Raw genomic sequence first — 8,693 nt, forward strand, 5'->3', positions numbered from 1 at the left:
AACTAAATTATGTATGAAAATTAAGTATTTTAAAAATCAGAAAAACATCTATTTTATTATGATGTTTTTCTTAGTACTTGGATCTTATGCTCAGCAAAATAAGCTGAATGGAAAGGTCTTCTCAGATGATGGTAATCCGTTACCAGGTGCTAGTGTAATTGTTCAAGGGACTAAACAGGGAACTGTTACTGATTTTGATGGGAACTTCAATATCAGTGCTAAAACAGGTAATGTGTTAATAATATCTTATTTAGGATATATAGATGGAAAAGTAGTAGTAACTGCAGCTCCTAATTACAAAATTATATTAAAGTCTGCTACTAACACTTTAGATGAAATTGTAGTTACTGGATATAGTAAGGAGAAAAAATCAGATATTTCTGGAGCAATTACTGTTGTTAAAGTAGCTGATATCGCTCAGGAGTCAAGCCCTAACATATTAACTGCTTTACAAGGTAGAGTAGCGGGGTTACAAATTAATTCTGGTGGAACTCCTGGTGGGAATGATTCTCAAATCACCATTAGAGGACTTACAACCGTTAATAGTGGTTCATCTCCATTGTGGGTAATTGATGGTGTACAAACAACGAATTCTTCTGCTTTAAATCCTGAAGAAATTGAATCTATTCAAGTATTAAAAGATGGTGCTTCAGCTGCAATTTATGGTACTTCAGCTGCAAATGGAGTAATTGTTGTTACTACAAAAAAGGGTAAAAAAGGAGTTTCTGAATTTAGTTTTAAATCAGAAGTTACTACTAATATGCTTCGTGATAAAATTAATTTACTAAATGCTCAACAATGGGCAGATGTAGAATATCAATCTCAATTAGGAGCAGGAATAACTACTCCAACTCATCCAATTTTGATTAATAATGGAACTGGTTTTACTATTCCTCAATATTTGGACGCCAATAAATTAGTTTCATCTGCAAATACCAATTGGGTTGATGCAATTACGCAACAATCTATTTCTACAAATACTGATTTTTCATATAGAAAAGGAACTGAAAAGTTGAATTTGTATTCACAAGCAAGTTATTCAAAAGATAATGGGACACAAAAATATACTTATTATGACCGAATCAACTTAAGGTTAAATGCATCATATAAATTATGGAAGGATAAAATTACAATTGGTGAAAACTTTTTGTATTCAAAATTCAATGAAGTGAAAGCGAATGAATTTGAAAATTCAATTTTACAAAATCCATTAATCCCGATTTATACTAATAAGGGAGATTATGCTGCTCCTATTGGAGGAGGCTTACAGGACAAGCCAAATACGTTAGCTAATTTATGGAGCAATAGAAATAACGTTCAAAAAAATAATCGAATTTTAGGTAATGTTTATGTTGATTTTGAGGTGTTAAAGAATTTAAATTTTAATACTACCTTAAATTTTGATTATGGTACTTATAAATTCAATACTGCATCCGAAGCTTTTTCAGTAAATGGAGCTGTTCCTTCAGTGTTTCAAAATATCACGACTTCTGCTATTAACAATGATTATTTAGCTACGATTTTTACTAATACTTTAAAATACGATAAAACTTTTAATAGACACGCAATATCAATTTTAGTTGGTGTAGAAAATTCTGCTAGAAAAGATAATTCATTGACGGATTTAGTTAGAGGAGTTGATATTACTGGAACAAATGGCTATGTTATTAAACCAGATGCTCAATTTCAAACTTTAACAGGAAAAGTTGAATCGTATAAAATTTCTCAATTTGGGTCACTAAAATATATTTTTAATGATAAGTATATTTTATCTGGAAGTGTAAGAAGAGATGGGTCTTCTCGTTTTGGACCGAACAATAAATTTGCGATCTTTCCAGCAGCATCTTTGGCATGGAATGCTAATAAAGAAAATTTCTTAAAAGAGAGTAAGTACATTTCCAATTTAAAATTGAGAGCTTCATGGGGTATCAATGGGAATGACTTAATTGGAGACTATCTGTATATGTCTAGTTTTATAAATAATAGTGTTGGAAATGTAGTTGAATTTTCAGATTATGATATTAAAGGTACAGGTACAGGTTCTACACGTGGTATATTACAATCAAGACAAGCTAATCCTGATATTAGATGGGAAAAAACAGAGCAATATAATGTTGGTTTTGATTTAGGATTATTCAAAAACCGTATCACTATTCAAACAGATTATTTTGTTAAAACGACTAAGGATTTAATTTTAAATCCAATTGCTCTTTCTGTTACTGGAGAATCTACTCCTCCAACAATTAATGCTGGTTCTGTAAGCAATAAAGGATTTGAAACGGTATTGAGTTACAAAAACAAATCTGATAAAGCTTTTAAATATGGAGTTGATTTAAATTTTTCGAAATATAAAAATAATGTAGAGAGTTTAGATTCAGATGCTAACTTCTTATTAAATAATGGAGTGGCAATTACTCAAAAAGGATCACCTATTGCTTCATTTTATGGTTTAATTGCTGACGGTATTTTTAGAACACCTGAAGAAGTAGCAGTTCATGCAGAACAACCAGGTAAGGCTATTGGAAAATTAAGATATAGAGATATCAATGGGGATGGGGTAATTAATCAATTAGATAGAACAGTTATTGGGAATCCACATCCTGATTTTACCTATGGTATAAATTTATTTGGTTCGTATAAAAACTTTGATTTTTCAATGTATTTTGATGGAAAACAAGGAAATAAAATTTATAATACCCAACGCTATTTGATGGATTTTGATTATTTCGCTTTCAATCATGGAACTAATACTCTTGATGCATGGACTCCAAGTAGAGCTAATTCAAATATTCCAGCTCTTTCAACTTTAAATACTAATAATGAATTACAACCTTCAAGTTATTATGTTGAAGATGGCTCTTATATTAGATTAAAGTCAATTTCATTAGGATATTCATTTAATGATAAAGTGACTAAATCATTACGATTGAATAAATTGAGAATGTATGTATTAGGTCAAAACTTATTCTCAATAACTTCTTTCACAGGATTTGATTATGAAGTATCTGGTCTTAGCGCAAATGGAATAGGAATTGCAGGGTATGGCATTCCTCATTCAAAATCCATCACATTTGGTATTTCCACTAATTTCTAAAATAATAGTAAAATGAAAAATAAATATAAAATAATACTAGTTGCATTATTAGGACTACAGTTTCAATCCTGTGTAAATGATAGTCAATTAGAAGTACAGGAATATAATGTTTTATCGGCTGATAATCTTGACCCAGACCAGTTAGTTATTGCAGCTTATAGTGCATTAGACTTCAGATATAACACCGGACAATTTAGAGATTTATGGCCATTTGATCATGCACCATCTAATTGGGCTACTTCAGATTTAAGAGCTGGTGACGCCTACAAAGGAGGAGGAGGAACAGGTGATAATCCTGGAGGAGGAATGCTCCAATTAGAAACTCATGATATTTTTGCCTCAAGTGAAAATGTATATAATTTATGGAGAGCTATCTATTTTGGTATAAAAAGAGTAGATACTGCTTTACGAGTTGTAACGGCTAAAACGGAACAAGAATTTCCTGCTAAAAATGTAAGAATTGGGGAATTAAAAGTTTTAAGAGCTCATTTTTATTTTGAAGCTATAAAAAATTTCGGCTCAATTGTTTGGTATGATGAGAATACACCTATTGCTGAAATTAATAAAATTTCAAACACATTTGATACTGCATTTATGTGGTCAAAAATTGAATCAGATTTAAATGATGCTGTTGCAAAATTACCTGAGTCTCAAACAGAACTTGGAAGAGTTAATAAAATGGTAGCTTACTCTTATTTATGTAAAGCCCAAATTTTTCAAAAAAAATGGACTAATGCCATAGAAAGTGCTGATAAAGTAATTAATTCAGGGAAATATCAATTGGTTTCAGATTTAGAGAAATTGTATTCAATTCCAGGATATGGTGATAGAGAAAATATTTTTGCTATTCAATTTTCAACCAAAGATGGGTCTCAATATGGGAATTTAAATTTCGGAAATTTGTTAAATGCTCCTGATAGTCCTGGAGACGATACTAACAATCCGTATTTGAATGGAGATGATTTTGATAAACCATCCCAATTCCTTGTTAACGCTTACAAAGTGGATGCAAATGGATTGCCGCTATTTGATACCTACAATAATAGCAATGTTACTTCAACAGATGCGGTTGACCCTAGATTAGATCATGTAGTTGGTAGACCAGGGATAACTTGGAAAGACTGGTCAATTAGACCACAACAATTAGATTGGAGTAGAGATCCGGCTACCTACGGTTATTTTTTAAACAAAAAAAATGTTATATCTCCTAAATCAAGCGGATTAGCTTCAAATCCAACAGGGTTTCCATGGGCTTTAGGGAATTTAGATTTTCCTATTATTAAATACAGTGATTTATTATTATGGAAAGCTGAGGCTTCAATCGAAAGTGGGAATGTTTCTGGTGGTATAACTATTATAAATCAAATTAGAAATAGAGCAAAAAATGCTCCGTATGTTAAGGACTTCAATAATCATTCTCAAAATGCGGCTAATTATGTGATTGGAATGTATTCAACTTCATTGTCACAATCAGATGCCATCAAGGCACTACGCATGGAAAGACGTTTAGAATTAGCAAATGAAGGGCATGCCTTTTATGACCTTGTTCGTTGGGGAATTGCAGAGCAATATGTAAATAATTATTTACAAACTGAAAAAACAAGACGAACCTATTTAACATCAGCTTTATTACAACCACATGAATTGTATTTACCTATTCCACAGATTGAAATAGATGCTAGTGCTGGTGTTTTAAAACAAAGAGCAGGATATTAATTAACTAAACCATAATAAAATGAAAACAACAAACAATAAACAATCCATTTTTAGATTCTTCGGAATACTAATTGCCATTGCCTTTACCATTTTTTCTTGTGCTAAAGATGATTTTTTTAACGATAGAGTGCCTGATTATTCAGAATCCATAATCCAATCATTTAAGGTTGGTAATCAATATGCAGAGATTAATCATACTTTAGGAACTATCACTATGACGTTACCTTCTGGAACTGATTTAACAAAAGTTACACCAGAAATCCGTATGCCAGAAACGGCAACTGTAAGTCCTACATCTGGATCTACAATTGATTTTTCAAAAGGGCCAGTAATTTTTGAAGTAAAATCAACTAATGGAGCCAATAGAAAATACACGGCTAGTATTGCGGCTTATGGAGACCCTAAAATACTTTCTTTTGCAATCGCAGATAAACTTGGAGTAATAAATGAAACATCTCGAACAATTGCTGTGGAAATAGGAAGTCAAGATGGTAATTTAAATAATTTAGCGCCATCATTTGTTATTGCAAAAGGAACAACTGTAGATATTTCTTCTGGGGTTGCAAGAGATTTTACAACACCTAAAGTGTATACAATTACTTCTAATAATGGATATACTGCTAGACAATATACTGTTAGTGTAACTCAAATAGAAGCACCAATGATTACTTCATTCGAAATTAATGGTGTTTCTGGAATCATCGATAATGCTACTAATTCGATTTTAGTTGTATTGCCTCCTGGAACCAATAGAACGGCTTTAACTCCAGTAATTTCGGCGCCAAATGGGCAAATTATTTCACCAGCTTCAGGTGCAACTCAAAATTTCACACAAGCAGTAAATTATACTGTTAAGAATAAAGAAAATCTTACTAAAACATATGCTGTTACAGTTCAGTCAATTGCACCAACAAAATATGCCTTTTTAGGGTTAGAAAATGATGTAAATTCATTAGTTGATGATGATGCAAAAGCTGCTGCGACTTGGATGCAAACACAATATGGAGCTAATTTCAAATACATCAAAATTGCAAACATTACAGCTCAAAGTATTGCTGATGTAAAAGTGGCTATGTTGTATTATTTAACACCAGCAGAAAATCAAGGATTTAGTGCTACTAATTCTAATGTTGCAACGATGTTGCCAGCAGGATTACGTCCAGGTGGAGCACAGGCTGAAGTTCTAAAATCTTGGGCAAAAGCTGGAGGAGATATGTTGATCGCTGGGGATCCTAATCCATTTATTTTTTCATTAGGTAGAGTACCTGCTAATTTTGGAGATGGTCGTGCACCAGGAAATTATGTATATTCTGAATTTGGATGTTCTGGTGCTTCAGGATGTGTTGATACAGGGAAGCCAGCGGATGATATTTGGGGTCTTGGAATGAGAGATGGTAACAACTCTGGAAATAGAAGAAACGATGCTATTTTTAATGGTTTAACATTTGTAAATGGAGAATATTTAGCATTACAAAATAGCCCAACTAGAGAGGTAAGATTAATCTGGTGGCAACACTTTGATGGAATTATAAATCCATCATGTTGTGGTCAAGATGCAGCAACAAAATTTGAGCATGTAATGCAAGCTACTAAATACGGAACCCTGAGACATATTGGAGATTCTTTTGGATATGGTGCAGTTGAGTTTAATAGAACTGATTTAACTAATAGTTCTGATATCGATGCTAATATCCCTAAAGATTTCAAAGGTCATATATTTACAATTGCGAATACAATAGTTGGATATGAGTGGGACTCAAATGGTACTACCAATGATTATCAAAACAATATAAAAGTCTTTACAAGAAATATTTTAGACCACTTATATAATTTGAATAATGATTAATTAAGTATTCTTAATTTAATATAACTAAATATGAAAAATATAAAATTTGTTTTAAATATGAAATATATCGGGTTGCTTTTAGTAGCAACTCTGATATATTCCTGTGAAGAAAGGCTTAATTACGATGATAGTTTACCATCGTCCTTAAATATAGTGGAATCAATTAAAATTGGTACAACTTCAGCTACAATTGATAATTTGTCAGGAGTAGTTAATTTTGTACTTCCATCTGATACCAATCTTTCTTCTGTAAAGCTTACTATGCAAAGCCCGGAAGGAGTAATTCTAAGTCCTGCATCAGGAACTACTGTGGATTTGTCCAAACCTTTAGTTTTGAAGGCAGCTTATAATGGTAAAACTAGAAATTACATAATTAATGCACGCGTTTTACCAAGTCAGATAGCATTTGTTAATGATGCCGCTACAATTCAGGATATTGTTGACGATGACGTTAAAGCAGCTGCGTTATGGGCTCAATCAGTTTATGGTAATAAGTTTATCTATATTCCCTTTTCAGATTTAACGACAGATAAATTGAAATCAGTAAACGTCGTTTTCTTTTACTATGACACAACAGGAACTTCTGCATTGCCGCAAGGTAGTATTGATAAAAAAAGTGTTTTAATTCAATATGTTGTAGAAGGGGGTAAAATGTTATTAGGTGGTATGGCCACAAGTTATGCTGAATTAATTGGTAGAGATAAAAGCGGTATGTTAACCATTAAAGATAATGGTGTTGGAGGTGATAATCCTGATATATGGACTATAGATGGTGGAGTGAATTTTCAAAACGACCAAAGAAATCATCCTCTATATAATTTTACTAACGTTATTCCTACTGATTCTAATGGATTTGTACGTATTATAAATGGAGGTTTTAAAGAAAATCATAATACGCTATGGGATATTGGACCATTATTAGGTCCAGGACATCAAAAAGGGCAGTTTGCCGAATTTGAAAGATTATATGGAGGTAGAGTAATTGGTGAATGGGGCGGTGTTACAGATGAATGTTGCCCTGGTATAATTGAATTTAAGGCGAATACAATTTATTCAGGGACTATTATTGCTATTGGAATTGGCGGTATGGAATGGTCTATGAATGATGGTAGAACAAACCCTTATGATGGAAATGTTAAAGGAATCTATCAAAACGCGATTAATTATTTGCGAACAAAATAAGTTGGATTTATTTGTAGTAAGTTATTGGGCAAGTTTTTTACTTGCCCTTTAATTTTAATTTGAGATTAAATGGAAAAAAAATATGCACTTAGTGCAGTTAGTTTTGGAGAAGTATTATTTGATTTATTCCCAACCCACAAAAAAATTGGAGGTGCTCCACTCAATGTGGCGCTAAGAATGAAATCGTTGGGTGTACAATCAAAAATAATTAGTAAAGTTGGATTAGATGAAGAGGGACAAGAAATAATTGAATATTTGCAATCCAAAGAAATAGATATATCATATATACAAAAATCACAAGAATATAAGACGGGAGTTGTACATGTAATGATTAATGAAAAAGGTAATGCATCATACGACATTGCATACCCCTCAGCTTGGGATAAAATTGAACATAATGAACAACTTTTATCTGTAGTATCAAATTCAGATGTTTTTATATTTGGGAGTTTAATTTGTAGAGATGAAGTATCCAGAAATTCCTTATTCACTATTATTAATCATTCAAATTATTCAGTTTTTGATGTTAATTTAAGACAGCCTTATTATACTAGGGAAAATTTAGTTGATTTAATGAAAGCTTCTGATTTTATCAAATTAAATGATGAAGAGTTGCTTGAGTTATCTCAAATGTTAGACTCACCATTTAATTCATTTGAACAGAATATCCGTTTCATTGCTTCCCAAATGGGTACAACACAAATTTGTGTTACTAAAGGTGCTTTTGGGGCTGTTTTGTTTTACAATGACAAATTTTATTATAACAGTGGATATTTTATAAAAGTAGCTGACACAGTAGGGGCAGGAGATTCGTTTTTAGCTTCATTAGTAACTAAACTTTTGCGAGGAGATTCA

5 protein-coding genes are annotated in these 8,693 nt (G+C 32.1%); all 5 read left to right on the forward strand.

The window, feature by feature from the left end; translation table 11 throughout:
- Positions 1 to 13: 13 nt before the first annotated feature.
- Complete coding sequence (locus tag RMR09_RS09025) at positions 14 to 3,094, forward strand: TonB-dependent receptor (protein ID WP_310595467.1); 3,081 nt, start codon at positions 14 to 16, stop codon at positions 3,092 to 3,094.
- Between the two features lie 12 nt (positions 3,095 to 3,106).
- On the forward strand, positions 3,107 to 4,810 hold the full coding sequence (locus tag RMR09_RS09030; RefSeq protein WP_310595468.1) for a RagB/SusD family nutrient uptake outer membrane protein: 1,704 nt from the start codon (positions 3,107 to 3,109) through the stop codon (positions 4,808 to 4,810).
- Between the two features lie 19 nt (positions 4,811 to 4,829).
- Positions 4,830 to 6,656: a hypothetical protein gene (locus tag RMR09_RS09035; RefSeq protein WP_310595469.1), complete on the forward strand. Its 1,827-nt coding sequence runs from the start codon at positions 4,830 to 4,832 to the stop codon at positions 6,654 to 6,656.
- A 30-nt stretch (positions 6,657 to 6,686) separates the two neighbouring features.
- Positions 6,687 to 7,838, forward strand: coding sequence for a DUF4960 domain-containing protein (locus RMR09_RS09040; RefSeq protein WP_310595470.1), 1,152 nt, complete (start codon positions 6,687 to 6,689; stop codon positions 7,836 to 7,838).
- A 69-nt stretch (positions 7,839 to 7,907) separates the two neighbouring features.
- A partial coding sequence (locus tag RMR09_RS09045; protein ID WP_310595471.1) for a PfkB family carbohydrate kinase occupies positions 7,908 to 8,693 on the forward strand: 786 nt, incomplete at its 3' end.

It is taken from the genome of Flavobacterium sp. (assembly GCF_031537875.1).
GTDB lineage: Bacteria > Bacteroidota > Bacteroidia > Flavobacteriales > Flavobacteriaceae > Flavobacterium.